Origin of the sequence: uncultured Clostridium sp. (assembly GCF_937920395.1) — a bacterium.
Lineage (GTDB): Bacteria > Bacillota > Clostridia > Clostridiales > Clostridiaceae > Clostridium_AD.
Genome location: NZ_CALEVF010000394.1, coordinates 1 through 3,057 on the forward strand (window position 1 = coordinate 1; position 3,057 = coordinate 3,057).

Below are 3,057 nucleotides of genomic sequence, written 5' to 3' on the forward strand. Positions count from 1 at the left end.
CTAAAGGTTTAACTTCGTTTAATGCGAATTCACTTACCATCTGTTTTACAAATTCTTGTTCTTTGGTCAATGTAAAATTCATGAAATTGCCTCCTCGCTATTTTGTAAGACGGATAACAAGTATTATTTGATATCTGACTTATTTTTTGTTCATAGTTATTATAAAATTTTCATGTAAAACCGTTTTCTTTATATCTAATCATGAATAGGAAACTTTAAATGTTAAATCTTAATAACAATTAAAAGTTGCTATTCCTAAATATTATAAGCAAGAATAATGCCATGTCTGTTTTAAAGACATAAATGATACTTAAACACAAAAAAATGACTCAAAGTTAGTAATAATATGATTATTTACTGAAGAATAATTTTTTTTGTTAAATTAAGCACATCCTTTAATATAAATTTATATATTTGTGTACATGATTAGGAACAACTAAACTAAAATGTCATAAAAAATGTTTTTAATATGAACACTTTAATATAATATCTGCTATAAGTGTTCTTAAATAAGTACGATTATTATTAAAATCATTTATTTTTATGAAAAAAAACATCTAGTTAGTACCCAGTTTTTTTGGAAGTAATATAAAAAATCATTTTACATCTATAGAGGTATTAATTATGGTATTTAATGAATCAATATTAGTTTTATGGTTTGCTATTATATTATATAAAATAGTAGAGTTATTAAATACTGAATTATCAGCTATTAATGCGTTAATAGTTTTTATTGCCATGAACTCACCTTGCAGGGCTTCATTAAGATAACTAGTAGTACCTGTAGTGCCAATATGCTTTATATTTGATATAGTTTCTGAGACTACACCTTGAATTCCAATACTGCCAGAGGGACTACCTCCAAGGTCTAGTATTTTAGTAGAAATTAGTAGAGTATGTTGCTTATGAGTTTGTTGTATCTTTTGTAATTCAGTTTTAATAGGTAAGGCAGTCGCATGTTTTATTAACGCTTCAAAACTATTAATAGCCATATATTCACTCTCGAGAAGTGAATTTAAATTTTTAATATTTCCACTATTCATTATTATCAACTCCTCAATATTTAGGTTGCCCAAATAGAGGATACTTATTAAAGTGATTTTTAAAGTGAACTTTTTAGCATTTTTTCATGATATAGTTGTAACTGCTTAATTAAAATTTTATCTGCTTGAGTTTGAGTTATAGTACCATTATCAACAAGTGTAGTTATCTGATTTATATAATTAATTTTAGCATTGCTTGTATTTAATTTATCTTCAGCCTTGATAATAGTTTTTGAATAATCAGTATTATTGGTTTTTTTAGCTGATGATTTATTTATTACAGCCTTAATTTTGTTTGCTTGAGCTTGTGTTATAGTTCTAGTAATTATAGGCGCTTCTAAATCACTTTTTAAATTATATTTTGTTTTAGTATTTATTTGTTTAGATTCGCTTATTAATAGTGTGTTTCCAATAATATTTATTGGGGTTGTAGTTAATGCAAAAGTTGTGCTAACAGATGATAAATATATACTGCCTGTTAATATTCCTGTTAGTATTTTGGTTTTTAAAGATATATTTTTCATTTTAGGTTCTCCTCACTAATTTATTATTGTATATTTCTTTGGCTAAATCATATCAATTTTAAATGTCAGAGGAGTGTCAATATAATGTATATTTCGTTTGATTTATGTATTTTTTATAAATATTTATATATAAGCTATGAAAGTAGTAGTTGAATATATAGTAAAACTACAAAATAGTAAAATAAAGCATATTGTGTTAAAATGAAGGTGTCGTATATTTACTACAAGGTACTAATCCTTTCTAAGTAGTAGTCGTAATCGTAGCAGTTATAATAACAAATTTATATATTAGAGGTGTCTATAAATGAAAAAAGGATATTGGTTTATCGTTCTGTCTGCTTTTCTTTTCAGCACTATGGAAATAGCTTTAAAAATGGTGTCTAATCAATTTAATCCTATACAGATAAGTTTTTTAAGATTTTTTATAGGGTCTATCATGTTACTTCCATTAGCTTTAAAAAATTTAAAGAGTAAAAAGATTTCGTTAAATAGAAATGATTATTCATTTTTTATATTAACAGGATTTATTTGCGTCGTAATAAGCATGACATTTTACCAACTTGCCATTTTTTACTGTAAAGCATCTATAGTTGCAGTTCTCTTTAGTTGTAATCCTATATTTGTAGTTACTTTCGCTTTCTTTTTAATAGGCGAAAAATTATATAAACATACGATTATTACAATGGCATTAAGCGTAATAGGAATGATATGCATATTGAATCCTTTTAATATGACAATTAGTTTACAAGGAATAATATTTATTGCTATTTCTACTATAACATTTGCTTTGTATAGTGTGATATGCAATAAGAAGTCTGAAAGATTCGGGGGGGTAGTATTGACTTGCTTTAGTTTTTTTATGGGTAGTCTTGAAATGTTAGTACTTATACTTATCACAAAAATAAGTTTTGTATCACAGTTCTTATCAGACAATGGGTTAAAAGAATTTTCAAACATACCAATATTGAAGGGTATAATATTAAGTAATATTCCTATGCTTGCATATATTAGTATTTTTGTAACAGGGCTTGGTTATACATTTTATATATTAGCAATGGAAGAGACGTCTGCATCTACTGCATCAATTGTATTTTTTATTAAGCCTGCTCTAGCACCAATTTTGGCTTTGATAATTTTAAAAGAGGCTATTACAGTAAATACAATAGTAGGAATTGTTTTTATTATTATTGGGTCAATTATAAATTTTAGAGGAAATAACAAATTGGCTAGAAATACTATTAATGAAATAGAAGACGATAAATTAACTGTGTAAAGTTAGTTTATCGTCTTTTTAATATATTTGCTTAAGTCTATTTATTGATAAATCAAATATTGTTAATTTTCAGTACTCGGGACATCATTTTCATTGTGTTCCCTTCTTTTGTATCTTTATAAAATTCATTGAAATATTCATATTTTACCCTTCCATCATTAGAAGATAGTGTTAACACTATCTTTGTTTTATTTATTTAAAACCCTGCTATTGCAAG

Annotated in this window: 3 protein-coding genes; 1 reads left to right on the plus strand and 2 read right to left on the minus strand. The window is 25.7% G+C overall.

What is annotated here, in order from left to right; translation table 11 throughout:
* Positions 1-596 precede the first annotated feature (596 nt).
* Together Q0649_RS22965 and Q0649_RS22970 are read right to left on the minus strand one after the other, a co-directional pair.
* Positions 597-1,043 carry a DUF2383 domain-containing protein gene (locus Q0649_RS22965; protein ID WP_298847492.1) on the minus strand — a complete coding sequence of 149 codons (447 nt, stop codon included), beginning with the start codon at positions 1,041-1,043 and terminating at the stop codon, positions 597-599.
* A gap of 59 nt (positions 1,044-1,102) precedes the next feature.
* Entirely contained in the window at positions 1,103-1,567 is a 465-nt protein-coding gene (locus Q0649_RS22970; protein ID WP_298847495.1) for a hypothetical protein, read from the minus strand.
* A gap of 304 nt (positions 1,568-1,871) precedes the next feature.
* Between Q0649_RS22970 and Q0649_RS22975 the strand changes: the two genes are divergently transcribed.
* Positions 1,872-2,840 (plus strand): DMT family transporter, encoded by a 969-nt coding sequence (locus tag Q0649_RS22975; RefSeq protein ID WP_298847498.1) that lies wholly within the window; start codon positions 1,872-1,874, stop codon positions 2,838-2,840.
* The last annotated feature ends 217 nt before the right edge of the window (positions 2,841-3,057 follow it).

Bases quoted from the DNA above. Each gene is read 5' to 3' on its own strand.
- Q0649_RS22965 (WP_298847492.1), bottom strand. From the start codon at position 1,043: ATGAATAGTGGAAATATTAAAAATTTAAATTCACTTCTCGAGAGTGAA.
- Q0649_RS22970 (WP_298847495.1), bottom strand. From the start codon at position 1,567: ATGAAAAATATATCTTTAAAAACCAAAATACTAACAGGAATATTAACA.
- Q0649_RS22975 (WP_298847498.1), top strand. From the start codon at position 1,872: ATGAAAAAAGGATATTGGTTTATCGTTCTGTCTGCTTTTCTTTTCAGC.